At 64.1% G+C, this 23,313-nt stretch carries 20 protein-coding genes; 2 read left to right on the top strand and 18 right to left on the bottom strand.

What is annotated here, in order from left to right:
- Positions 1-76: 76 nt before the first annotated feature.
- The 9 genes from ACU8YE_RS15300 to ACU8YE_RS15260 all read right to left on the bottom strand — a co-directional run bounded on the left by ACU8YE_RS15300 (position 77) and on the right by ACU8YE_RS15260 (position 9,964).
- Positions 77-400, bottom strand: a complete 324-nt coding sequence (locus ACU8YE_RS15300) for a P-II family nitrogen regulator (protein WP_446929076.1) — start codon at positions 398-400, stop codon at positions 77-79.
- The gene (locus ACU8YE_RS15295) at positions 397-3,546 is read right to left on the bottom strand and encodes an efflux RND transporter permease subunit (RefSeq protein ID WP_414562609.1); all 3,150 of its coding nucleotides are present in this window, start codon (positions 3,544-3,546) and stop codon (positions 397-399) included. The genes ACU8YE_RS15300 and ACU8YE_RS15295 overlap by 4 nt, the downstream gene beginning before the upstream one ends.
- Positions 3,543-4,763 (bottom strand): efflux RND transporter periplasmic adaptor subunit, encoded by a 1,221-nt coding sequence (locus ACU8YE_RS15290; RefSeq protein WP_446929075.1) that lies wholly within the window; start codon positions 4,761-4,763, stop codon positions 3,543-3,545. The genes ACU8YE_RS15295 and ACU8YE_RS15290 overlap by 4 nt, the downstream gene beginning before the upstream one ends.
- Entirely contained in the window at positions 4,760-6,106 is a 1,347-nt protein-coding gene (locus ACU8YE_RS15285; protein ID WP_446929074.1) for a TolC family protein, read from the bottom strand. Before ACU8YE_RS15285 ends, ACU8YE_RS15290 begins: the two co-directional genes overlap by 4 nt.
- Positions 6,107-6,219: 113 nt before the next feature.
- Positions 6,220-6,747 (bottom strand): hypothetical protein, encoded by a 528-nt coding sequence (locus tag ACU8YE_RS15280; protein ID WP_232039132.1) that lies wholly within the window; start codon positions 6,745-6,747, stop codon positions 6,220-6,222.
- Positions 6,748-6,811: 64 nt separating this feature from the next.
- Complete coding sequence (locus ACU8YE_RS15275; RefSeq protein WP_446929073.1) at positions 6,812-7,207, bottom strand: winged helix-turn-helix transcriptional regulator; 396 nt, start codon at positions 7,205-7,207, stop codon at positions 6,812-6,814.
- Between the two features lie 213 nt (positions 7,208-7,420).
- Positions 7,421-8,530 carry a porin gene (locus ACU8YE_RS15270; protein WP_440077944.1) on the bottom strand — a complete coding sequence of 370 codons (1,110 nt, stop codon included), beginning with the start codon at positions 8,528-8,530 and terminating at the stop codon, positions 7,421-7,423.
- A gap of 22 nt (positions 8,531-8,552) precedes the next feature.
- The gene (locus ACU8YE_RS15265) at positions 8,553-9,599 is read right to left on the bottom strand and encodes a PepSY-associated TM helix domain-containing protein (RefSeq protein WP_446929072.1); all 1,047 of its coding nucleotides are present in this window, start codon (positions 9,597-9,599) and stop codon (positions 8,553-8,555) included.
- The gene (locus ACU8YE_RS15260) at positions 9,596-9,964 is read right to left on the bottom strand and encodes a helix-turn-helix domain-containing protein (RefSeq protein ID WP_440077942.1); all 369 of its coding nucleotides are present in this window, start codon (positions 9,962-9,964) and stop codon (positions 9,596-9,598) included. Before ACU8YE_RS15260 ends, ACU8YE_RS15265 begins: the two co-directional genes overlap by 4 nt.
- Positions 9,965-10,306: 342 nt before the next feature.
- On the opposite strand from ACU8YE_RS15260, the gene ACU8YE_RS15255 reads away from it, so the two are divergent.
- Positions 10,307-11,191: a DUF4198 domain-containing protein gene (locus ACU8YE_RS15255; protein WP_446929071.1), complete on the top strand. Its 885-nt coding sequence runs from the start codon at positions 10,307-10,309 to the stop codon at positions 11,189-11,191.
- Between the two features lie 61 nt (positions 11,192-11,252).
- Positions 11,253-12,332: a PDR/VanB family oxidoreductase gene (locus tag ACU8YE_RS15250; RefSeq protein ID WP_446929070.1), complete on the top strand. Its 1,080-nt coding sequence runs from the start codon at positions 11,253-11,255 to the stop codon at positions 12,330-12,332.
- Positions 12,333-12,356: 24 nt separating this feature from the next.
- Here ACU8YE_RS15250 and ACU8YE_RS15245 read toward each other — a convergent pair whose 3' ends face one another.
- From ACU8YE_RS15245 to ACU8YE_RS15205, 9 genes are all read right to left on the bottom strand, one after another.
- Positions 12,357-13,145, bottom strand: a complete 789-nt coding sequence (locus tag ACU8YE_RS15245) for a hypothetical protein (protein ID WP_446929069.1) — start codon at positions 13,143-13,145, stop codon at positions 12,357-12,359.
- Positions 13,146-13,258: 113 nt separating this feature from the next.
- Entirely contained in the window at positions 13,259-14,728 is a 1,470-nt protein-coding gene (locus ACU8YE_RS15240; protein WP_446929068.1) for an NAD-dependent succinate-semialdehyde dehydrogenase, read from the bottom strand.
- Positions 14,729-14,755: 27 nt separating this feature from the next.
- A complete protein-coding gene (locus ACU8YE_RS15235) occupies positions 14,756-15,844 on the bottom strand; it encodes a tartrate dehydrogenase (protein WP_414562618.1) in 1,089 nt (362 codons plus the stop codon).
- 20 nt (positions 15,845-15,864) lie between these two features.
- Positions 15,865-17,502, bottom strand: coding sequence for an ABC transporter ATP-binding protein (locus tag ACU8YE_RS15230; protein WP_446929067.1), 1,638 nt, complete (start codon positions 17,500-17,502; stop codon positions 15,865-15,867).
- 2 nt (positions 17,503-17,504) lie between these two features.
- A complete protein-coding gene (locus ACU8YE_RS15225; RefSeq protein ID WP_232040239.1) occupies positions 17,505-18,419 on the bottom strand; it encodes an ABC transporter permease in 915 nt (304 codons plus the stop codon).
- Between the two features lie 28 nt (positions 18,420-18,447).
- Positions 18,448-19,404 (bottom strand): ABC transporter permease, encoded by a 957-nt coding sequence (locus ACU8YE_RS15220; protein WP_316871698.1) that lies wholly within the window; start codon positions 19,402-19,404, stop codon positions 18,448-18,450.
- Between the two features lie 45 nt (positions 19,405-19,449).
- The gene (locus ACU8YE_RS15215) at positions 19,450-21,069 is read right to left on the bottom strand and encodes an ABC transporter substrate-binding protein (RefSeq protein WP_232039126.1); all 1,620 of its coding nucleotides are present in this window, start codon (positions 21,067-21,069) and stop codon (positions 19,450-19,452) included.
- Positions 21,070-21,151: 82 nt separating this feature from the next.
- A complete protein-coding gene (locus ACU8YE_RS15210) occupies positions 21,152-22,441 on the bottom strand; it encodes an NAD(P)/FAD-dependent oxidoreductase (RefSeq protein ID WP_414562626.1) in 1,290 nt (429 codons plus the stop codon).
- A gap of 33 nt (positions 22,442-22,474) precedes the next feature.
- Complete coding sequence (locus ACU8YE_RS15205; RefSeq protein WP_316880142.1) at positions 22,475-23,140, bottom strand: haloacid dehalogenase type II; 666 nt, start codon at positions 23,138-23,140, stop codon at positions 22,475-22,477.
- Positions 23,141-23,313: the final 173 nt, after the last annotated feature.

The following is a 23,313-nucleotide window of genomic DNA, read 5'->3' as shown; positions in this document are numbered from 1 at the left end:
GCAGCCCGCTGCAACGTTGGCTCCTGATTTTCGGCGGACATGGTCCGCCGTTTTTCATGTGCGCATCACACGATCTTCAACCCGTGCGATGCAGGAAGGTGGCCTGAATCACATTGGTCATCCAGATGGCGCTGTCACCGGTCTGGCCGTGTTCCAGCACCTTGACGGCGCTTTCGAACAGCACGCCGGCCAGCGCATCGGAGGCCACGATCTCGATGCGTACGCGCGGCACAAACTCCGTCAGGTCTTCCTTGATGGAATGCGCGCCAGCCTGCGAAGCCGTTGGCGGATAGGCATTCACTTCGGCCACCGTCATACCGGGAAACCCCGGGCAACTGCGCAGCGCTTCATGCATGCGCTCCAGCAATTGCGGGCGCACTACGATGCGGATTTCCTTCATGCCTTCGACTCCTCATCAAACCATTTGTACAGCGTGGGCAGCATCACCAGCGTGAGCAGCGTGCAAGTCAACAGACCGCCGATCACCACGATGGCCAGCGGCCGTTGCACCTCTGAACCCGGCCCCGTGGCAAACAGGAACGGGATCAAGCCCAGCATGGCCACCGTGGCCGTCATCATCACGGGCCGGAAACGCATGCGCGAGCCCAGCCGCACCGATTCCTCCACCGACATGCCTTGCTCGCGCAGGCTGCGGATCGTGCTGACCAGGACCACGCCGTTGAGCACCGCGATGCCCCATAGCGCCACAAAACCCACCGATGCCGGCACAGACAGGTACTCACCCGTGACAAACAGGCCGATGATCCCGCCCACCGAAGCGAACGGCAGCACCAGAATGATCAGCGTGGCGTAGCGCACCGAGTTGAAGAGCAGGAACAGCAGGAAGAAGATGGCGGCCACCGTAATCGGCACGATCACCTTCAGGTGGCCCATGGCGCGTTCCATGTTCTGGAACTGGCCGCCCCATTCCAGGTAGTAGCCCTCGGGCAGCTTGACCTTCTGTGCGACGGCTGCCTGCAGCTCGGCCACGAAGCCGCCCAAGTCGCGGTCGCGCACGTTCACGCCCACCACCACGCGGCGCTTGCCCAGCTCGCGGCTGATCTGCGCAGGGCCGTCGGTCACATCGATGCGGGCGATGCTCTCCATCGGCACCTGTGCGCCATTGGGTGCGGCCACGATCAGGTTGCGGATGGCCTCCACGCTGCCGCGATATGCGTCCGGCAGGCGCACCACCGCGCTGAAGCGACGCTCGCCTTCGAAGATCTCCGTGGCCTCCTTGCCGCCGATGGCGGTTTCGATCACGTTGTGCACGTCGGCCGCGTTCAGACCATGGCGCGCAATGGCCTGGCGGTCGATCGCGATCTGCAGATACTGCTGACCGGTGATCCGCTCCACGCGCATGTCCTGTGCACCCTGGATGCCCTGCGCCACCTTGGCGATCGCCTCGGCCTTCTCGCGCAGCGTGTTCAGGTCATCGCCGAACACCTTGATGGCCACGTCGGAACGTACGCCGGTCACCATCTCGTCCACGCGGTCGGAAATCGGCTGCGCCATGACGATCTGCACGCCGGGCAGCACCTGCAGCGCCTTGCGCATCGCTTCGGCAATGTCGTCCTGGTTCCAGCCCTTGGGCCATTCATCACGCGGTTTCAGCGACACGATCGGCGTCGATTCGTTCTGGCCCTGCGGATCGGCTGGAGACTCGCCTCGGCCCACGCCAGAGACGGCCGACTTCACGCCCGGCACCTGCATCACCAGGCGCATGGCTTCCATCTCCATGCGGATCGACTCTTCCAGCGAGATGTTCGGCGCGCGGTTGATGCCTGGCACCACCGAGCCTTCCTTCATCTCCGGAATGAACGCCGTGCCGAGGAACGGCATCAGCGCACCCGTAGCCAGGAACACGGCCACAGCCACGACGACGGTCTTGCGGCCGTTGTTCAGGCTCAGCTCCAGCAAGCGCAGATACGGCTTCTTCATCTTGCGGATCAGCCACGTATCGTGTGCATCGTGCTCGGCGTGCGGGTCATCGCTGTGTTCGCCTTCCACGTGCTTATGCGCTTTGGGCTTGAGCAGATACGACGACAGCACCGGGGTCAGCGTGAGCGACAGCACCAGCGAGAAGAACAGCGCAATCGCAATCGTGAAGGCCAGCGGCGCAAACATCTTGCCTTCCATGCCCTCCAGCGTCATCAGCGGTAGGAACACCAGGATGATGATGCCCACGCCAAAGATCACGGGCGTCGCCACTTCCGTCACCGCATGCAGGATGATGCGGGCGCGGCTCTCGTTCGGATCACGCGGCTTGGCGAGGTGCGCAAAGGCGTTTTCCACCACGACCACGGAGCCATCGACCATCAAGCCGATGGCGATGGCCAACCCGCCCAATGACATCAAATTGGCCGAGATGCCGAGCTTGTTCATCGCCATGAACGTCAGCAACGGCGTGAGGATCAGCGTGCCGACCACGATGAGCGATGAACGTATGTCACCCAGGAACAGCAGCAGCACGATCACCACCAGCACCACGCCTTCAGCCAGCACCTTGATGACGGTCTGCAGGGCTGAATCGACCAGCTCCGAACGCTCGTAATACGGCACGATCTTCAGGCCGTCGGGCAGCATGCCGTCGTTGTTGATGGCCTTCACGCGGTCCTGGATGCGGGCGACGACTTCCTTGGCGTTGCCGCCGCGCATCATCATCACCACACCGCCAACGGATTCCGTCACGCCGTTCTTGACCACCGCCCCCGCGCGCACCGCCGTGCCGATCTTCACCTCAGCCACGTCGCGGATCGTGAGCGGCGTACCGTTGACCTCCTTGAGCACGATGGCGCCAATGTCGTTGGTGTCGCGCACCAGGCCCACGCCGCGAATCAGGTACTGCTCTGCGAAGTGCGGCAGCACACCGCCACCCGAGTTGGCGTTGTTGGCGGCCAGCGCCTCGAACACCTGCTTGACCGTCACGTTGTGGTGGCGCAGGCGTTCCGGGTTGACGAGCACCTGATACTGCTTCTCGTAACCGCCCTGCGAGTTGATCTCCGCCACCCCGGGAATGGAGCGAAGCAGCGGACGCACCACCCAGTCCTGCGCAATGCGACGCTGGGTGAGTTCCTCCACCGAGAGTTCCTTGTCGCCGTCATCCGGCTTGTCGAGCGTGTACTGATACACCTCGCCCAGGCCCGTCGATACCGGGCCCAGCACCGGCGTCACACCCGCTGGCATGCGGGACTGCACCTCGATCAACCGCTCCATCACAAGCTGGCGCGCGAAGTACACATCGGTCTCGTCGGTAAAGACGAGCGTGATGAGCGACAGGCCCGGCTTGTTGAGCGAGCGCATCTCGGTGAGCGCCGGCAGGCCGGTCATCGCCATCTCCACCGGCACGGTCACAAAGCGTTCGACCTCTTCGGGTGAGCGCCCCGGCGCCTCCGTAGCAATCTGCACCTGCACGTTGGTCACGTCCGGAAAGGCGTCAAGCGACAGCTTGCGGGCGGCATCAAACCCGAAGAACAGCAGCACAGCGGCAATCACCGCCACCACGAGCCGTTGCTTGAGCGCGCCGCGAATCAATGCGTCGATCATGCGCCCTCCATCTCGGCGCGCTTGCGCTCGTTGTTCAGATGGAAGCCGCCTTCAACGACGATGAGCTGCCCGGCCTGCACGCCGGAGAGGACCGGGCGCACACCGTTCGATTCATCGCCCAGCTTGACTGGGGTGAGCTGGTAGTTCGTCTCGCTGGCGCGCACGAATACGTAGTCGCGGTTGTCCTCACGCACCACGGCGGACGTCGGCACCACCACACGCTCCTCCGGCCGCGACTGGATGAGCAGCGTGGCCAGCATCGACGGCTTGAGCGTGCGCTCTGCGTTGTCCACCTCTGTGCGCACCGTGACCGTCCGCGTTTGCGGGTCGACAATGTCCGACACCCAGATCAGCTTGCCGACAATGCGGTCGCCCGCGCCGGTGTCGATCTCCACGGCCTGGCCGGCGCGCACGCCGGCAGCGGCGTTTTCGGGCACTTCGCCCACCACCCACACGCGCGACAGATCGGCCACGGTGAACAGCTCGTCGGCCGGCTGCACCACCTGGCCGCGCGTTACCTTGCGCTCCACCACCGTGCCGCTGATGCTCGCCACCACGGGCGAGATCGACGACATGCCGCCCGTGCGCATCTTCGCCAGGGTGCCAGGCGACACGCCCATCACGCGCAGTTGGTCAACGGCCGCGCGCACTTCGGCATCGGCCATTGCCAGTTCACTCTGGCGCTTCTGCAATTCGGCCGAGCCGATCACATCGGCGGCCAGCAAGAGCTTGGCGCGTTCCAAGGCGCGCGCCTGCAAGTCGCGCTGCGCGGCGGCCTTCTGATAGGCGAGCTGCGCGGCGCCAAGCTCCGTGCTGTGCAGTTGCGCGAGGATGTCGCCCGCCTTGACGCTCTGTCCTGGCGTGGCGACCAGTTCGGTCACACGGCCCGTGACGGTGGCACCGATACGCGCCACGCGCTGTTCGTCAAACGCGATCTGCCCCGGCACGCGCAAGCGCTCGGCAATCGGCTGCTTGCCCACCGGCGCCACTTTCAGGCGCTGCACCAGCGTGGGTTGTGCAACCACGAGATTCGGGTCGACGGCCTGTTGCGCGGCCTTGGCATCGTTGGCAGCGTCTTTGCCGCAGGCGCCAAGCAACAACATCGCCGCAAGGGCAACGCCGGCCAGCCGGATCGAAGAAGAGAAGGAAGCAGGTGCGTTCATGGTGAGGCTGGATTCATGGGTTCGGGAGGCAACGCGATGGCTCGGGCGTGTCATTGGGCCTCCGGGCGCAGGCGGTCGAGTTCAACGGCGGCGGTGCGCAGGTCTGCGCGTGCGGCAATCAGGTCATTGCGTGCCTGGCGGAAGACGCGCTGGGCATCGAGGTAGTCGAGAATGCCGCGCTCGCCGTGGCGGTATGCGGCTTCGGCCACGCGCAGCGCCGATTCGGCCTGCTTGATGACGCCGGATTCGAGCGCGCTGACTTGCGACTCTGCAATCTCGTATTGGCGATAGGCGGACTCCACCGCCTGCCGCACACGCAACTCGCGGTCGCGCAACAGGGCGCGAGCGCGTTCGCGGGCAGCCACCGCTTCGCCCACCGGGCCTTCACGTCGGTCGAACAGCGGAATCGACATCACCAGGCCCACGCGGCTGTCCTGCAGATCGGGCTGGCGATCGACCGATCCGCGCAGCGCGAGCGACGGCCAGCGTTGGCTGCGCTCGTGCGCGAGACGCGCTTCGGCCTCGCGCAGGGCGGCGCGATCGGCTTCCAATTCGGGATGGGTGGCGACGACCGTACTGACCAGATCGGCCAGGGGCGGCAGATGCGCCACGGGTGGCGTCTCGGTGCCGGCATCGACGTCGAACGTGAGCGGTAGATCGGCGCCCACGGCACGGCGCAGTTCAGCCAGCGCTTGTTGCACGCGCAGTGCGGCGGCCTGCTCGTTGCGCTGCGCATTGAGCAGCTCCGCGTCGCCGCGGATGAGTTCGTAGCGCGGAGCCTCGCCGGTTTCCACACGCACGGCCACGCCACGGCGGATCTGCTCGACCAGCGTCACGTCTTCGCGCGCGTTGCGCTGCTCGGCCTCGCGGCGCACCACGTCGTAGAAGCGCAGCTTGAGATCGGCCTCTACGTCACGTGCCTGCGACCGGGCAGTCGCCTGCGACGCCTCGTACGCAGCATCGGCGGCTTGCGTGCGGGCCGCGCGCTGCCACGGCAAGTCGAGCTTTTGCGTGATCGACACGCTATTGGTGCGGCCTTCCGCCGCACCCGGCATGCGGGCACGCTGGCGGCCGGCCATGGCTTCCACCTCGGGGTTGGGCCAGGCGCGCGCGGTGGCAATGCCCGCCTGCGCGGCCTGCACCTGCGCCTGCGAAGCGGCGAGCGCCGGGTGGTTGGCGCGGGCCAACTCCAGCAACTGCGGCAAGGTGTAGCGCGGCTGCGGAAGCGCCTCGTCAGCGCGGGCAGTGGCGGTCTGGGCACCACGCGGTGAAGGCACTGGCGGCGCTGCATTGGCGTGGACGGCCATTGCGGCCAGCACAGCGAAAAGAACAGCACGTCGCGACGCGCGCGCACCGGCTGCGGGGCGCGGAGTGGCCGCATCCTGATTGGACAACATCCGAAATCATCCTGAAAAAGAAGAACAGGCAAGCGCGAGCGCGCAGCCGGTCAACAGACCAGTTGGCGCAGCACTAGCAACTCAAGGGGATGGTTTCCGGCGCATGCCGGAAGTCAGACGCGTGCGGGAGGACGCAGCATGGGGGCCGGCGTGGGGCCAGCCTGGAACGGAGGAAGAGAGACGCGGACGCGCGCGACACGCAAGCCGGGCATCAACGCCATGGGAGGCGGCGGCAGCCAGAGTTCCGGCGCGTCGCTGGGGTGATCGGGGGCGGCGGCGCTGCTCGTTGGCATGTCCGGCGCATCGGACGCATGCGCCACCCAATGCTCAACGCTGAAACACTGGCCGGGCTGCTTGACCGCCTTACCGAGCGCAACCTTGATGGCGCGCTCGAAACCCTTGCCGGGCTTGGCTGCCTGCAGCGCATCGCCCGGCACGTCGTCGACCACGGCTTCGATGGCTTCCAGCGCGTCGTCCGCAGCCTGGCCATCTGGGAAGTGCGTGGCCGAGAACACCGACACCGTAAACAACAGGCACCAGATCGTGACGATCCAACGTACGCCGCGCACGCGCGACAGCACGCCCCGCGCGGTGGCGCGAGACAACGTCGGCAAGGCGGAGGAGAGAGTCGTCACAAACATGGGCCCCGAATACTATCGGAAAAATGCTGCATCCGCACACAACGTCGGGCAGATCGCGCGGATGTCAATCGGAATCGACCTGCGTTTTCCGGATCCGTTCCATTTCGGGCCAATGCGCGCGCACCCAGTCGTCCAGGCCGACGAGCGTCCCGTTGAGCGATTCACCGAGCGGGCTGAGACGATATTCGACGTGCGGCGGGACGCTGTCGTAGATGGTGCGCAGGATGAGGCCGTTGGCTTCCAGCTCGCGCAGCGTTTGCGTCAGCATCTTTTGGGAGATGCCGTCGCCCACGCGGCGCAGGAGTTCGTTGTTGCGCACGGGGCCGTTTTCCAGCGCCGGGAAAATGCGCAACGCCCATTTGCCGGCTACCAGTTCGAGTGCGCGCGTAGACGGACAGGCGCCGGCGGTGCCTTCAGAGGGGTTTTCCTGCGTTGAAGAAGAAGCCATGTTGTCGGCCATGGGGCCTCCGGAACACGATTGGGATACGCGTGACCGTACCGTCAATCGTGCTGGCTCGCAACGCGCGTCGGTCAGGACCCGGGCGCCCTTGGCGACGGCGTCCCCCGCGTGCCGATCAATCTGGCGTGTTCAATATCGACACGCGTGAAATTCGCGCAGCTTCACGTTTGTGCCGCCGCCGAACAGGCGCCGTCCCCGGATAGAAACAGGAGCTTAGAAGTTGTGCCGGATCCCGACATCGAATCCGTTGGAGGATTTGCCCGGAGCGGTCACTGCACCATCCAGCGCCGAAGCAGACGCGCCCCCGTTGCTCACGTGCGCAAGGGCCGTGTACAAGGCAGTCCGCTTCGACAGCGTATAGATATAACCAATTGCCCACTTCTTGGCCGTCGGGCTGTTTGCCGCATCAGTGCCGTAACGCGAGTAAGCGATCCGGATGCCTCCGGTACCGGCGGGAATCTTTGCACCGATCAGCCACCCCCTGGCGCTGACCGATCCGTTCTTGTCCCACTCGTACATGCCCATGGCGCAGACCACGCCAAAATCGTAGCTCGCACCGGCGTTGTTCTGCCGAACATCACCCGCTGCGTAGCGAGCCCGGCTGACTGCGCCGGAGACGGTAAAGGTTCCAGTGGAATAGCCGGCGCGAACGCCAAAGCCGTTCCCGTCTTTGGAGGCAGGGGTACCGCTGGGGTTTTCACCCATGTAATACATGGCGTTGAACTGGAAGCCGGAGCCGCTGAATCCCTGGGGCCCGTATCCAATCGAGGAAGCGTTAAAGCCATGCCCGTAGAGGTACGAGATGCTGTTGGAGGCGCGGACCGTGGTCGGGCCGGTGATCGCGGAATTCAGTACTTGGCTGCCGCCGCTGCCACCGAGGTCGAATGGATCAAAGTCGGCAATAGTCATGTACTGCGGCACGTACTCGCGGCCGAGGCGAATCTCACCCCAGTTGCTTCCAACGCTGATAGTCGAACGACGGTTGAACGTGAGACCTCCGTTGCCTGCAATACCGGTGGACTGGTTGTTGGTGTTGGTGGCTTGGCCAGTGCCGGTGTCCGCGTTCAAACCGCTCTCCAACCAGAATCCAGCCTTGAGGCCGCCGCCAAGGTCGTCCTGACCCCTGAAACCGATCCGGGAGGCGGCAAGGTCGCCGCTCGCCATCTGATTCAGGTTGGAAATGCTGCCGGAACCGTGTGCCAAAGCCATATCCACAGTGCCGAACAGGGTCACGCTGGATTGTGCGTAAGCGGTTCCGGCCAGCGAAGTCGCGAGAACAACGGGCACGGTGACGGCTTTCCGTGTGATCGAATTCGATCGCATTGGATGTATCTCCTAAACCTTGTTAACGTTTTGATTTCTTCCGGAAGCGTTGCACCGCCCCCGATAAGGAAAGCGCTGCAAGCGAGAGCGCGAAGAGCGTCCACAGCCCGCGCGCCATCACCGCGGCCGCGATACCCTGGTTGCCGGGCAGCCACCCGGTGTGCAGCGGGTACACCACGTTCAGATAGCGCACTGTCAGCGGTTGCTCGCTGGCTCGCACGATGCGCAGAACCGAGGCATCAGCCTCTCGCAGGTACACCGAGTGGAAGCCAAAGGGGTTCCATTCATTCACGCGCAGTCGCACACGCAACACGCCGCCGCGCGCCGCGTAGATCCGTATCGGTCGAGCTTGCGGCAGGGCGTCGGATGCGGCAACGAGCGCTTGGCCCAGCGTCGACCGTTGCCCCGCGCTTGCGGCCTGCACGGCAGGCGGCGGCACAACTGAACCTCCACCTGAAAACGCCGACAGCGCGCCACTCGCCAGTTCTGGCGAGCGCAGTACGAAGCCGGTGGTCAGCATCATGGCGAGTGGAAGGATGGCGACCGGACCGATCCATCGATGCCATTGCTGCCAGGACGAGCGCGCAGGCAGCCGCCTCACGCGCCACCAGACGCGCAGACCCATCGTGATCGATACCAGGGCGAGCAGCGCCGATGCTCGAAGTACCCAGGGCCCGACTTCACCGAGCATCAGATGCTCGTGTAATTCGAACAGCTGGGTTTTCCAATCACGGCTGTCCGCCTGTAGTTCGCCTGCCGTGCCGCGCGTCGCATCGATCTCGGCCCAGCCGCTCTCGCTGGGCTGGGCCATGCGTAGATGGACACGGATCGGCGCATCGGGGCCACGTGGCAGGTCGACGAGGTCAGCCTTTGCCGTCTGGTACCGGCTCGCCAGTTCAACCATGCCACGATCCAGCGCTTTTCCCCATTCTTGTACCGTAGGAGGACTCGCCTGCGGCGAGGGCAGCGGCTGCAGCCACAGCAGGGTGACGCCTGTTAGCGCCGACACCGAGAGCAACGGTGCGAGCATCCAGCCTAAGTAACGGTGCCATTGGTAGGAGAACTTCATGCGGCCTCCCGTTCACGGCTGCCATCCGTCATGGCAGCCACGCTGCGCTGACGGACAACGTACTGGCTCGGCGTCATGCCCCAGGCATTCTTGAAGTGTCTGCAGAGATGGCTTTGGTCGTAGAAGCCTGCCACTTGCGCTGCAGATGCCAGCGACTCGCCATCGGCCAACAGTGTTCGCACCAACTGGAGCCGCTGCAGACAGATGAAGCGGTGTGGCGAGACGCCTGCATGTTTGCGAAACACAGCAGAGAAGCGCCATACGCTCAGTCCGGCCTTCGCGGCTAGTTCATTGAGAGAAAGGCGCTCGTCGAGATGCTCGTCTATGTACGTGATCGCCCAGGCGACACGCGGGTGCGTGGTCATCTTTGGTTCCTCCAGAAACGGCGTTTTTTGTAGCTCTATGGCCGTCAAGTGTAGGAACTACCCACGGCAGGTTCCGCTGAAATGCTTTGCCCGCAAACGAACGTCGTGGCGTTGTAATGGCGTGTAACAGCATGAAGTCTTTATGGCTAGCGCATGTCCGGCGCAGCAAATTCATCCAAGACGCTTCACTCGTTCTTCACGTAGCCAGCAGCACGAACTTTTGAAGACCGGATACGCACCATGCACAGCAAATCCGTCCAAGACGCTCCGGACCATGGCACCTAGAATTCGCCGACCACGCCACCCAAAGCTCTTCGGTTGTCTCTTTGCTTGTGGTCCGTCGTGACGCTGCTGAAGCCCGAACTTGACCCGGTATCCGACGAGTCAGTGGCGTTAGAAGGGTGCAGCACACGCTGTCTGTTCGATCACGCTGGAACCGTCGATCTTTCAATTTCCCGCCCCGAAGAAAACCGATTGGAGAAGACAATGAAAGCTATCAACAAGCTTGCCGTCGCGGCATGTGTAATGACGAGCTTTGGCGCAGCGACCGCCGTCCAAGCTCATGGCATCTGGTTTGCACAGCGTTCGAATGAGCTTGCTCTGATCTACGGCGTGGGTGCCGATGATCTAGACGCGGTGAAGCGCCTGCCGAAGATCAAGGCTGTCGCGGCCTACGATGAGGGCGGCAAAGAAGTACCCATGCAACTCACGCCTCACGGACCGCTGCTTGTGGTAAATACCGAGAATCAACCGGCGATCGTCACTGCTTTTCTCGACCATGGTCCGTGGAGCAAAACACCCGACGGCGAGTGGTACAACAAGGGCAAGGACGAGGTGCCTGATGCCACGATCAGCGAACACACCTTCAAGTACGCCGTACATCTGCGCCGGTTGAATATGGTGCCACCAGTGCTGCCCGCCCAAAAATTGCAGATCGTGCCGATGGCGAAGCATTTGCCCGAGAAGATGGGCCAGACGCTTGTGGTCCGCGTGTTGTATGAGGGCAAGCCCGTTCGGGGAGCACTCGTGCAGCCCGATTACGTGACTGACCCCGATTCCAAACCACTGAAGACCGGTGCCGACGGTATCGCGACCATCAAGGTGCGAAACCAGGGCCTCAATGTCGTTGTTGCGACGCTCATCACGCCACCTGCGAATCCGGTGCAGACGAACCGCGACGAGTATCTGGCGACGTTGTCATTCGTGCTGCCGCACCAGCCCGAGTAAGGCCGACCAAGGCCAAACATGGCGGGCCCTGTACGCACGCAAAAATGCACCGAGTTTGCATATGAACAGCTCACTCCCGTCCTTTTTGCAGTTCATCACTGCGCTCGCTCTTGCAGTGCTGACCGGCCTCGCCTGGCCCAGGCTGCGCAATTGGCTGCGTAGCCGGTCCCTAGCACGGACTGCCCCCTCGATGGTGACGGTGCGGGTGCGCCGAATCGTTGACGAGACAGCCGACATCAAGTCGTTCGAACTCGTGAGCGCCGACGGCTCTGCGTTGCCCGTCTGGAGCGCCGGCGCACACATCGACGTGCGACTCGACCCAGATACCGTTCGGCAGTACTCCCTGTGTGGCGCACCTGGCGCGCAGGACGTGTATCGCATCGCGATCAAGAATGCGCCAGACTCACGCGGGGGTTCACGCGCGATGCACCAGCGCGTGGGCGTCGGCGATACGCTTGTCATCGGTCATCCGCGCAATCACTTCGAACTGATCGACGATGCATGCCACTACGTACTGATTGCTGCCGGCATCGGGATCACGCCGCTGCTCGCGATGGCGCAGGAGCTGCAGGCTCGCGGTACCTCGTACGAACTGCATTACTTCACGCGTTCGATCGCCGAGACCGCGTTCCAACAAATACTTTCTGCGCAGCCGTATGCCGATCGCGTGAGTTTCCATTACGCCGTGGGCGCGCGGCTGCGTGAATTGCTCCAGATGAACCTTCGCCACTATTCACCTGAACAACACATCTATATGTGTGGCCCGCGCCGGTTCACGGACGTCATCAACGATGTCACAGCCGGCATCTGGCCGCCGGAAGCCATCCACGTCGAATACTTCGGTGCGGACGTTGCTGCGACGTCCGCTCCGGGCCATGCCTTCGAGGTCAGGCTGGAGCGTTCGAAGCGCACGATTCCGATCGCCGCCGAATGCAGCATCGCCGATGCGCTATGCGCGCACGGCATCTCTGTTGCCACCTCGTGCCGAGAAGGTGTCTGTGGCACCTGTCTGACTGGCCTCTTGGCCGGGACGCCAGACCATCGCGATGCATTCCTCAGCGACAAGGAGCGTAAGGCTGGCGACAGGATCATGATCTGCGTCTCGCGTGCGAAGTCTAAACAGCTCGTGCTCGATATCTGATCGGCGCGCCGCCCAGATTGGCCGTCAACTCAATGGAATCTCAAAGATCCACTTGACCGTCCACCGGTCAGTGCTGCGCGTCAAACCGCGTCCAATGCCGAAGTTGAAAACGAACGGCTTACGGTCCACATCAAACGCGAGAAATAGCGTGTGCTGTTGCTCATGCAGTGGCAGAAGATGATCAACACGCCCCAGTCCAGCGTAGTACTCCACCCCGGTTCGAACGCCTGTTGCGACGGTGCGTGCCACCTTGAATGCCGGTGCAACCTCCGGCACACCGCTGCGATCAAGCCCAGAGAGGTTCCAGTCAAGCACCGGGTTGATTGCCCATAGCCACCGCTCATTCTGGAAGCCATAAATCGGCCGCAACTCCGCGGCTTGCTGTGATTGCTCAAATCGTGTCGCAATGTGAGCCAGCTCGACGTTGACACCGGCAAAGTAGCCGACACCGTCCTCCGGTCGAACAGGCATCCACTTCACGCGGAGCTTGGGACCGGTGACGTAGTACGTATTGTCGCGCGTGAGCGAGGTCGGAACGTACAGACCAAGCTCTACCGACGGCGTCAATCCGTAAGAGAACTCGGCGGTGGCGCGCCAACCATGGGGAGTTGTGACCTCTTTGGGGTACGAGGGTTCTGCGATGCCGCTCGGCGTTGTGTTCACATGCAACTCCAGACCAAACTCGCCCGGTGCGTTGATGTCGCCCGTATAAACCTGGATTTCGTCTGGCAGCGCAGCGTGCACCGGCGGTGCCGACACGTACAACAAACTGGCGGTAAGCCCGGCGATGCGAGCAATGCGCGAATGCAACATGGAAACGTTCCGTTTTCTGCCAGCCGAAGCCCAAATATTGGACTAGCTTGGTTCGAACATGCTGTTTGGCACGGTTCGAAAATTGGCAGTGCTTGAGCTTGCCTCCAACGAGGCTAGTCGAGCTGGCCCTGGCAGACGTACTTGGTGTGGAGATAGTCGTCCAACCCGTGGACGGAGCCTTCCCGGCCGTAGCCGGATTCCTTCACGCCGCCAAACGGAGCGGCCTCGGCAGCCAGCGCGCCCTCATTGATGCCGACAATGCCGGTCTCCAGCGCTTCGGCCACGCGCCAGATGCGACGCACGTTCTGGCTGTAAAAGTAGGCAGCCAGCCCAAACGGCGTGTCGTTGGCAGCGGCAACCACCTCGTCTTCGGTGGTAAAGCGCGTGAGCGGGGCGACGGGGCCAAAGGTTTCCTCGCACGCGCAGGCCATGGTGGCATCGGCGTCGATCAGTACGGTGGGTGCGTAGTAGTTGGCGCCGAGCTGGGTCAGGCGTGCACCGCCGGTCAACGCCTTGGCACCCTTCGCAATGGCGTCCTGCACGTGCCGGTCAATCTTCTCGACCGCGCGCGCGTTGATCATCGGGCCGATCTGCGAAGCGGGGTCGCTGGCCGGTCCGACCTTGAGTGCAGCCACGCGTGCGGCCAACTTGGCGGCAAATGCATCGTGCACCGCGTCGTGCACGAACACGCGGTTCGGGCACACACAGGTCTGCCCGCCGTTGCGAAATTTGGCTGCCATGAAGCCGTCCACGGCGGCATCGATGTCAGCATCTTCGAACACGATAAAGGGCGCATTGCCGCCGAGTTCGAGCGAGAGCTTCTTGAGCGTGTCGGCGCTGCGGCGCGCCAGATGCTTGCCGACCGGCGTGGAGCCCGTGAACGTGATCTTGCGCACGCGGGCATCGTCCAGCCAAACGTCCACAACCTCTGGCGTCCGCTCGCGCGAGGCGGTCACGATATTCAGCACGCCCGGTGGCACGCCGGCTTCCTGCGCCAGACGCACGAGGGCGAGCGAGGTCAGCGGCGTGTCCTCGGCGGGCTTGCAAACGACGGTGCAGCCCACCGCGAGCGCCGGGGCGATCTTGCGCGCGATCATCGCCGCCGGAAAATTCCACGGCGTGATGGCCGCCACCACGCCCACCGGCTCCTTGAGTGCAAACATGCGCCGGCCCGGCACGGGCGCGGGTATGACCTCGCCGTTCATGCGCGTGGCTTGTTCGCCAAACCATTCGATGTAGCTCGCGGCGTAGGCCACCTCGCCCTTGCCTTCGGCGAGCGGCTTGCCCTGCTCCAGCGAGATCAGCTTGCCGAGATCATCCTGATGCGCCAGCACGAGATCGTTCCAGCGTTTGATGATCTGCGCGCGCTGCTTGGCGGGCACCTTGCGCCACGCCGGGAAGGCGGCATGCGCGGCGTCAAGGGCAGCGCGTGCCTCATCCGCGCCGGAGTCGGGCACACGTGTGATGAGGTCGCCAGTCGCAGGATTTGTCACGTCCAGCAGCGGCCCGGTTGCGCTCAGCCATTCGCCGGAAATGTAGTTGCCGCTGCGGATCAAGTCCGCGCGTTCGAGTGAGAGAGACATCGTCTTTTGGTCCACAGCAAATGAAAATCAAGCACCCGCAACGTGCGCGGCAATCGCCTCGCCCACCTGCGTGGTGTTGGCGGTGCCGCCCAGGTCGGGCGTGCGCGGGCCATCCTTGAGCACGGCTTCGATGGCCGCGACGATGGCGTCGTGCGCCGCCCGCCCTGCGCCCTGCCCTTGCGTCAGAAAATCCAGCATCAACGCGCCCGACCAGATCATCGCGATCGGGTTGGCGATGTTCTTGCCGTAAATGTCCGGCGCCGAGCCGTGCACCGGTTCAAAGAGCGACGGGAACGTGCGATCGGGATTCAGGTTGGCAGAAGGGGCCAGGCCGATCGTGCCCGTCGTTGCGGGGCCAAGATCGGACAGGATGTCGCCGAACAGGTTGGTGGCGGCTACCACATCGAAGCGCCCCGGCTGCAGCACGAAGCGCGCGGTCAGGATGTCGATGTGCTGCTTGTCGAGCGTGACGTCCGGATAGTTTTGCGCGACTTCATCCGCGCGCTTGTCCCACCACGGCATGCTGATGGCGATGCCGTTGCTCTTGGTGGCGAGCGTCACGTGCTTGCGCTCGCGGCTCTGCGCGAGGTCGAAGGCGAACTTGAGCAGTCGTTCTGCACCCTTGCGCGAATAGACCGATTCCTGGATCACGATCTCGCGGTCGGTGCCTTCGTACATGATGCCGCCGAGCGATGTGTATTCGCCTTCGGTGTTCTCGCGCACGACGTAGTAGTCGATGTCGCCGGGCTTGCGATTGGCCAGCGGGCACGGCACGCCTTCAAACAAACGCACCGGGCGCAGGTTGATGTATTGATCGAACTCGCGGCGGAACTTGAGCAGCGAGCCCCACAGCGAGACGTGATCGGGCACGGTCGCCGGCCAGCCAACGGCGCCAAAGAAAATCGCGTCCATGCCTTTCAGTTGCGCCTTCCAGTCGTCGGGCATCATCTGGCCGTGCTGCTGGTAGTAGTCGCAGCTGGCCCAATCGATGGTGTGGCACTCAAGCTCGAAGCCAAAGCGCTCGGCCGCCGCCTGGATGACGCGCAGGCCTTCGGGCATGACCTCGCGGCCGATGCCGTCTCCGGGAATGATCGCGATGCGGAATGCGGGAATCATGTCGTTCCTTTTTTTCTCTGTTAGATGGAGACCGCCGCGGCATGGGCTACCGTGCGGTCCCGCTCATCAAGCCAGCCCTGGCGCAGTTCGGGCACCGAGTTGGCAAGTTGTTCGTAGTACGGATGGTGCGGGCCGCGATCGAAATCGGCACGCGCCACCTGCGTGAGCTTGCGGCCGTGCTGCATGACGACGATCTCGTCGCACACCGCGCGCACCGTGTGCAGATCGTGGCTGATGAAGAGGTACGACACGCCCAGATCGCGCCGCAGGTCGGCCATGAGGTTGAGCACGGCGGCGCCGACCACGGTGTCGAGCGCGGAAGTCACCTCGTCGCAGAGGATCAGGTCAGGCTCGGCCGCCAGGGCACGGGCCAGGTTCACGCGCTGCTTCTGTCCGCCCGAGAGCCCGCCCGGCAAGCGTTGAGCCACACTGTGCGGCAAGCGCACCAGATCGAGCAGCTCGCGAATCCGCCGCTGCAATGCTTCGCCCTTCAACCCCTTATAGAACTGCAGGGGCCGCGCCAGAATGCGCTCGATGGTGTGCGACGGGTTGAGCGCCGTGTCGGCCATCTGGAAGACGATCTGGATGCGGCGCAGCGCGTCGGGCGAACGTTTTGCAAGCAGTGGTTCGAGCGCCTTGCCGTGGAACGTCATGCTGCCCTCGCACGGCGCAATCAACCCCGCAATGGCGCGGGCCAGCGTGGTCTTGCCCGAGCCGGATTCACCGATCACGCCGATGGCCTGCCCCCGATAGAGCTTGAAGTTGATGTCGTCGAGGATGCGCGTGGCGGGCTGGCCCTTGGCATCCACCGCCCCGTAGCCGGCGCCCAACCCCTGCACATCGAGCAGCAATTCGCCCTCACCCAGGCAGTGCTCTGCCGGGCGCGCCTTGGGCCGTGCCGCCGCCAGCAGGCTCCTGGTGTAGTCGTGATCGGGCGTGGCGAGGATGTGCGCGGTCGGGTTGATCTCCTGCATCTGGCCGCCGCGCAGCACCAGGATGTGATCGGCCATCTGCGCCACCACGGCCAGGTCATGGCTCACGTAGACGGCGGTAGCGCGGCGCTCGCGCACCACGCGGCGGAACGCACGGAGCACTTCGATCTGCGTGGTCACGTCCAGCGCGGTGGTCGGTTCGTCCAGGATCACCAGATCCGGATCGATGATGAGCGCCATGGCAGCCATGAGCCGTTGCAACTGGCCGCCCGACACCTGATGCGGATACCGCTCGCCAATGGTTTCGGGATTGGGCAGCGCCAGTTCGCGGAACAACTCCACGGCTTTGGCCTCAGCTTCTGCCCGCGACATCGTACGGTGAATGCGCGCAGGCTCCACCACCTGATCCAGGATCGTGCGCGACGGGTTGAACGACGCCGCTGCGCTCTGCGCGATGTAGGCCACGGTGCGCCCGCGCAGCGCGCGTTGATCTGCGGGCGGCAGGTGCAGCACGTCGATATCGCCAATGCGGATGCTGCCCGATGCGATCTCACAGCCGCGGCGCGCATAGCCCATCAACGCCAGTGCGGTGGTGGTCTTGCCCGAACCCGACTCGCCGATCAGTGCCAGCACTTCGCCGGGCTGGATGGCAAAGCTGAGGTTGTCTACGAGGGTCTGTTCGCCTGCGGTAATGCGCAGGCTTTCTACGACGACGGACGCACCCATGTTCAACGCCCTCCGCGTTCGCGGGCCCGAGAACGACCTCGGCCCGGCAGGTTGTCAATGACGATGTTGACGGCGATGGTCAGGCTCGCAATGGCCAGCGCCGGCACGATGACCGAAGCGCCCGCATCCGGCAGCGCGCCGATGTTCTCGCGCACCAGCGAGCCCCAGTCGGCCGACGGTGGCTGAATGCCGAGGCCCAGGAAGCTGAGGCTCGCCAGCAGCAGCACGACGTACACGAAGCGCAGGCCCAGATCGGCCAGCATGGGCCCGAGGATGTTGGGCAGGATCTCGCGCAGCATGATGTACAGCGTGCCCTCGCCGCGTGTGCGCGCCACGGTCACGTAGTCGAGCGCGTTGATGTTGACTGCCAGGGAGCGCGCAATGCGATACGCGCCAGGCACGTAGATGATGGCGGCAGTCACCACCAGCATCGTCACCGAAGAACCGAAGCCCGCCACCATGAGCAGCGCGAACATCTTGCTCGGGATGGCCGTGAGCGTATCGAGCACGCGGCTCAACGTGGCGTCGACCAGACCACCCATGGCAGCGGCAAACAGCGCCAGCACCGTGCCCGTGCCGCTGGCCAGCACGGTGGCCACGAGCGCCACACCCACCGTGTAGCGCGCGCCTTCCACCACGCGGACGAACATGTCGCGGCCGAGGTAATCGGTGCCGAACCAGTGGGCCGCGCTCATGGGGCCGAACACATCGCCGTTGCCGTCGCCGCTGGTAATCAAATGTGCGGGCAGCAGCGCGGGGCCGACCAGCGCCGCGAGCACCCAGAACACCAGCACGGCCAGGCCGATGAGGCCCGTGACACCGAAGCTGCTCAGCAGGCGCCGTATGGGGTGGCGCGGTGCGGGCGGCGCGGGTGGCGTGCCGGCCGGCAACGTAGGGGAAGTTGGCGTGGTTTCCATCGTCAGGCTCTTGTTCATAGGATCAGCATCAACGGTGGCGCAGACGCGGGTTGGCGACAATGCCCAGCACATCGGCCGTGGTCACGAGCAGCAGGTAGCCCGCACAGAAAATCATGGCGCAGGCCTGGACGAGCGGCATGTCACGCTGCGACACGCCATCCACCATCAACTTGGCGATGCCGGGATAGTTGAAGATCGTCTCGATGATGATCACGCCACCCAGCAGGTACGACAGCGACAGCGCCACCGCATTGGCAATCGGCCCCACGGCATTGGGCAGCGCATGCGCAAGCACCACGCGCATCGGCGAGGCGCCCTTCAGACGCACCATTTCGATGTACGGCGCCTCGAGCTGGTCGATGACCGCGGCGCGGCTCATCCGCATCATCTGCGCAACGATCACGCAGCACAGGCTGAGCACCGGCATGGCAAACGCCTTCAGCATGTGGCCCAGCGATTCGATGTCGTTGACGTACGACAGCGCTGGCAGCCAGCGCAGCTTGACGGCGAACACCAGCACAGCGAGCGTCGCCACCAGAAACTCCGGCACCGACACCACGGCCACGGACGCGGTGGAGGCCACCCTGTCGAACCATGAGCCGCGCCAGACGGCCGAGGCAACGCCCAGGCTGAGCGCAATCGGCACCGAGAACAGCGCCGTCACCGCGGCCAGCAGCAGCGAGTTTGGCAATCGGCTTGCCACGAGTTCGGCCACGGGCATCTGCGTGGTGGTCGATTGCCCGAGGTCGCCGCGCGCAATGCCGGCCAGCCAGTGCACATAGCGCTGCGGCGCCGGCACGTTCAGGCCCATCTGCGCACGCAGCGCGGCCAAGGCTTCGGGCGTGGCGTCCTGCCCCAACTGTTCTTGCGCGGCGTCGCCGGGCAGCACAGCGGTGATCGAGAACACGATGACCGACACCGCCAGCAACGACAGCAGCGCCAGCGCCACGCGCCGCACCAGCAGCTTAAGGATGACTCGATTCATGACAGCCCCTTCATCACCTTCGGCAAGAACGCCACCATCGCACCGTCAGGCTTCAAGCCAGACGTTCTCGGCAAACGAGTAGCCCATCAGTCCACCCAGCGGGATCGGCGCCAGGCCCTTGAGCTTGGTCGTGTGCCCATCGATGCTGGCCAGGAACAGCGGAATGCCGATGCCCGCTTCCCCGTGGATCATGGTCTGCATGTCGGCGTACATCTGCTTGCGCTTGGCGACATCCGTCTCGGCGCGGGCGGCGACGAGCAACTGGTCGAACTTCGGGCTTTTCCAGCGCGATTCATTCCAGGCCGCGTCGGACTTGAAGAACTGCGTGAGGATCGTGTCGGCGCTCGGGCGTGGATTGACGTTGCCAAAACCGACCGGGCTGCTCAGCCAGTGGTTGGACCAGTAACCGTCGGCCGGCATGCGCTTGACGTCGAGGTCCAGGCCGATGCGCTGCGCGGTCTGCTGCAGCACCAGTGCGATTTCCACCGAATACTGCGCGGCCGGCGAGGCCACCACGGGAATCTTGCCCGTCACGCCTGACTTCTGCAGGTGGAATTTCGCCTTGTCGATATCGAACGCGCGCTGCGGCAGTTCCTTGAAATAAAAGCGGTTGGTCGGGTCGATCGGCTGGTCGTTGCCGAGCACCGCGTAATCCAGCGCGATGGTCTTCTTCATCTGTTCGCGGTCGAATAGGTACTTCATCGCCATCACGAAATCGGGGTTCGCGCCCGGGCCCATATCCTTGCGCATGATCAGGTCAGAGTACTGGCCCGATTGCGTCGTGAAGATGGCGTAGCCTGGCGTGCTCTTGACGCGTGCCACGGCACGCGGGTTGACGGACGCCACCAGGTCCATCCCGCCCGAGAGCAGCGCATTGACGCGCGCGCTTTCATCGCCGATGCCGACAAACTCAATCTCGTCCAGATACGGCTTGCCCGGTTTCCAGTACCCGTCGTTGCGCACGACGACGGTACGCACGCCAGGCTTGAACTCCTTGATCTTGTACGGGCCAGTGCCGATGCCGCCGCTGAAATCGGTCGTGCCGTCCTTGACGATATGGAAGTGGAAGGTGCCGAGGATCACGGGCAAGTCGGCGTTCGGAGCGGTCAGCACCACCGTCACCTCGTTCGGCCCGGTCGCCTTGACGCTCTCGATCTGGTCGGCCAGCACCTTGGCCTTCGAGGCAGTGGCCGGATCCTTGTGGCGCATGACGGAATACACCACGTCTGCCGGGGACAGGGCCTTGCCATCGTGGAAGGTCACACCCTTGCGCAGCGTCAGCACCCAGGTCTTGGCATCGGCCGTGTGGTACGACTCGGCCAGCGCAGGGCGCGGCGTGAGGCTGCCGTCCAGCACGAACAGGCCGTTGTAGACCATGTTGCAGCGCACGTAGTCGTTCTGGTTCGACTGCTTGGCCGGGTCGAGCGTGTCGGTCGCTGCTGCGGTGGCCGCCGCCACGCGGATGCGTCCACCACGGCGCGGCGTCTGCGCATACGCGCTGACGGCCGTGCCCGCCAGGCTGCCGGCCAGCGTGGCCTGCATGCCACCGGCCATCAGCATCTTCAACACGTCGCGGCGCGAGGCACCGCGCTTGAGCGACGCCATCACCCGCTGGCTTTCGGCGGGACCGACAAGGTTCTCGAACTCGTTATGGCTGTCGCTCATGGTGGGGCTCCTGATGGATCTGGTCTGATTGGAATACGTTGCGATCGTTGGATACTGCGGAAGACTGCGTTTGCGGCGCCGCTCAGGCAAATCGGTCTTTGAGCTGGTAGTACATGCCGACCGCGGGCAAAAACCACGGCGGACCAAAGTGACCGGGAATGGCGCTCCACGCGCGATCGCGCCACGGGTTGGCAGCAGCGTCGCCGGCCATGACTTCGGCCATGCGCTCGCCCATGTGCACGGACATCTGCGTGCCATGCCCGCTGTAGCCCATGGAGTAGAACAGGCCGTCACGTTCACCCGCATGCGGCAGGCGATCTTGCGTCATGTCGACAAGGCCGCCCCAGCAATAATCGAGGCGCACATCGCGCAACTGCGGGAAGGTTTCCGTCAGGCCGGCGCGGAGCACCTCGCCGCTCATCGCATCCTGCTGCGGGCTCGACACCGCAAAGCGTGCGCGGCCACCAAACACCAACCGGTGATCTGGCGTCAGCCGGAAGTAGTGATGAATATTCGCCACCGTCACATACGTGCGGCGCGCTGCCAGCAACGCGTGCGCGCGCTCCGCACCCAGCGGTTCGGTGGTGACGATAAAGCTGCCAATAGGGACGATGCGCCGACGCAGCCAGCCGAACGTGCCGTAACCGCCGTGGCGCGACGCGCCCGTCGCCAGCAGGACCTGCTTGGCCAGTACCGTGCCGCGCGTGGTGTGGATGCGATGCACCTGCCCCTGCACACGCTCGACGCGTTGCACACAAGTGCGCGTATGAATCTGCGCGCCCTGGCGTTGCGCCGCCATGGCCAGGCCCTGCGCGAAACGTCCCATATGCATCTGGCCGCTGCGCTTGTAGAGCAAGCCGCCTTGGAAGCGCTCGCTCTGCACCTCCGCGCGCACGCAGGCAGCATCGAGTATCTCGACATCCCGATCCACACCATCCGCAATCAGCCGGTCCGCACTGCGTTGCAGGGCGTCCATCTGGTACAGCTTGGTGGCGAGCTTCAATTTGCCGTTGCGCTGGAAGTCGCAGGCGATGCCCTCCTCGCGCACGATGCGCTCCACCGTATCCACGGCGGCGTCGTAGGCGTGATACCAGGCGCGGGCGCGGTCCACGCCCACCTTGGCAGCCAGGTCGGCGTAATCCACTGCCAGGCCGTTGTTCACGTGGCCGCCGTTACGCCCCGACGCCTCGGGCGCCACCCGCTCGCCCGCTTCCAGCACGACCACGCTGGCGCCGCGCCGGGCAAGCGCCAGCGCGGCTGACAACCCCGTGAAACCACCGCCGACAATCACCACGTCTGCCTGCGCCGGCAGATCGTGCGCGTCCAGCGCTAGCGCGGGCACCGAGTCGTTCCAGTAGGAGTCGAGTTTCATGGAGGTCATGTGGGGTGGCGATCGAGACGCAGCTTAGAGGCCAACAACACCGGGCAGGCCGCCGATGTCCTGGATCTCGGTGTAACGGTACGCCGGATTGCCGGGGCCATGACCGCGGTTGACGAACACCTTGTTGACGATGCCGAGGTCATCGGCCGACATCAGGTCGTAGCGCAGGCTGGACGACACGTGCAGCACGTCTTCCGGATTGCAGCCCAATGAATCGAACATGTATTCGAACGCCTTCAGGCGCGGCTTGTAGGCCTGAGCCTGCTGCGCCGTGTACACGCGGTGGAACGGCGCACCGAGCATCGCCACATTCTTCTGGATCTGCGAGTCATCGGCGTTGGACAGGATCACCAGCGGGATTTCCTTGGCGACCTTGGCCAGACCTGCCGGCACGTCGGCATGCGGGTCCCACGTCGGCACGGCATCGTAGTAAGCCTGGCCATCGGTGTCGAAGTATTGGATCTTCCATTTCTTGCACAGGCGGCGCACAGCGTTCTTCAGCACGACCTCGTACGGTTTCCAGTCGCCCAGCACCTCGTCGAAGCGGTAGGCAGTGAAGTCGGCGATGAACTGCTCCATCTGCTCGGCCGTAATGCGATCGGCAAACAGCTCGCGCGTCATCTCGCCCATGCGGAAGCGCGTGAGCGTGCCATAGCAGTCAAAGGTGATGTACTTGGGGCGGAAGGTCATGGTTTGAGGTCCTAAGGTCCTGAAGGTGGCTGCTGTTATGCAGTCTTTGCAGCACGGTTATGACGAAATCATTGAAGCACGCAGACTCGTCACGGTTGTAGGGAAATGCGCGGTCTCACGTGAGAAAGCTGCTGTTTCGGATGGCACTCGCGGCATGCCATGCGGTCTGCACC

This window comes from Ralstonia sp. VS2407 (assembly GCF_052950655.1).
This window is presented reverse-complemented; position numbering and strand designations above follow the sequence as displayed.

Bases quoted from the DNA above. Each gene is read 5' to 3' on its own strand.
- ACU8YE_RS15240 (WP_446929068.1), bottom strand. From the start codon at position 14,728: ATGTCTCTCTCACTCGAACGCGCGGACTTGATCCGCAGCGGCAACTAC.
- ACU8YE_RS15285 (WP_446929074.1), bottom strand. From the start codon at position 6,106: ATGTTGTCCAATCAGGATGCGGCCACTCCGCGCCCCGCAGCCGGTGCG.
- ACU8YE_RS15205 (WP_316880142.1), bottom strand. From the start codon at position 23,140: ATGACCTTCCGCCCCAAGTACATCACCTTTGACTGCTATGGCACGCTC.
- ACU8YE_RS15245 (WP_446929069.1), bottom strand. From the start codon at position 13,145: ATGTTGCATTCGCGCATTGCTCGCATCGCCGGGCTTACCGCCAGTTTG.
- ACU8YE_RS15295 (WP_414562609.1), bottom strand. From the start codon at position 3,546: ATGATCGACGCATTGATTCGCGGCGCGCTCAAGCAACGGCTCGTGGTG.
- ACU8YE_RS15235 (WP_414562618.1), bottom strand. From the start codon at position 15,844: ATGATTCCCGCATTCCGCATCGCGATCATTCCCGGAGACGGCATCGGC.
- ACU8YE_RS15270 (WP_440077944.1), bottom strand. From the start codon at position 8,530: ATGCGATCGAATTCGATCACACGGAAAGCCGTCACCGTGCCCGTTGTT.
- ACU8YE_RS15275 (WP_446929073.1), bottom strand. From the start codon at position 7,207: ATGGCCGACAACATGGCTTCTTCTTCAACGCAGGAAAACCCCTCTGAA.
- ACU8YE_RS15300 (WP_446929076.1), bottom strand. From the start codon at position 400: ATGAAGGAAATCCGCATCGTAGTGCGCCCGCAATTGCTGGAGCGCATG.
- ACU8YE_RS15250 (WP_446929070.1), top strand. From the start codon at position 11,253: ATGAACAGCTCACTCCCGTCCTTTTTGCAGTTCATCACTGCGCTCGCT.
- ACU8YE_RS15215 (WP_232039126.1), bottom strand. From the start codon at position 21,069: ATGAGCGACAGCCATAACGAGTTCGAGAACCTTGTCGGTCCCGCCGAA.
- ACU8YE_RS15220 (WP_316871698.1), bottom strand. From the start codon at position 19,404: ATGAATCGAGTCATCCTTAAGCTGCTGGTGCGGCGCGTGGCGCTGGCG.
- ACU8YE_RS15230 (WP_446929067.1), bottom strand. From the start codon at position 17,502: ATGGGTGCGTCCGTCGTCGTAGAAAGCCTGCGCATTACCGCAGGCGAA.
- ACU8YE_RS15210 (WP_414562626.1), bottom strand. From the start codon at position 22,441: ATGAAACTCGACTCCTACTGGAACGACTCGGTGCCCGCGCTAGCGCTG.
- ACU8YE_RS15280 (WP_232039132.1), bottom strand. From the start codon at position 6,747: ATGTTTGTGACGACTCTCTCCTCCGCCTTGCCGACGTTGTCTCGCGCC.
- ACU8YE_RS15225 (WP_232040239.1), bottom strand. From the start codon at position 18,419: ATGGAAACCACGCCAACTTCCCCTACGTTGCCGGCCGGCACGCCACCC.
- ACU8YE_RS15265 (WP_446929072.1), bottom strand. From the start codon at position 9,599: ATGAAGTTCTCCTACCAATGGCACCGTTACTTAGGCTGGATGCTCGCA.
- ACU8YE_RS15290 (WP_446929075.1), bottom strand. From the start codon at position 4,763: ATGACACGCCCGAGCCATCGCGTTGCCTCCCGAACCCATGAATCCAGC.
- ACU8YE_RS15260 (WP_440077942.1), bottom strand. From the start codon at position 9,964: ATGACCACGCACCCGCGTGTCGCCTGGGCGATCACGTACATAGACGAG.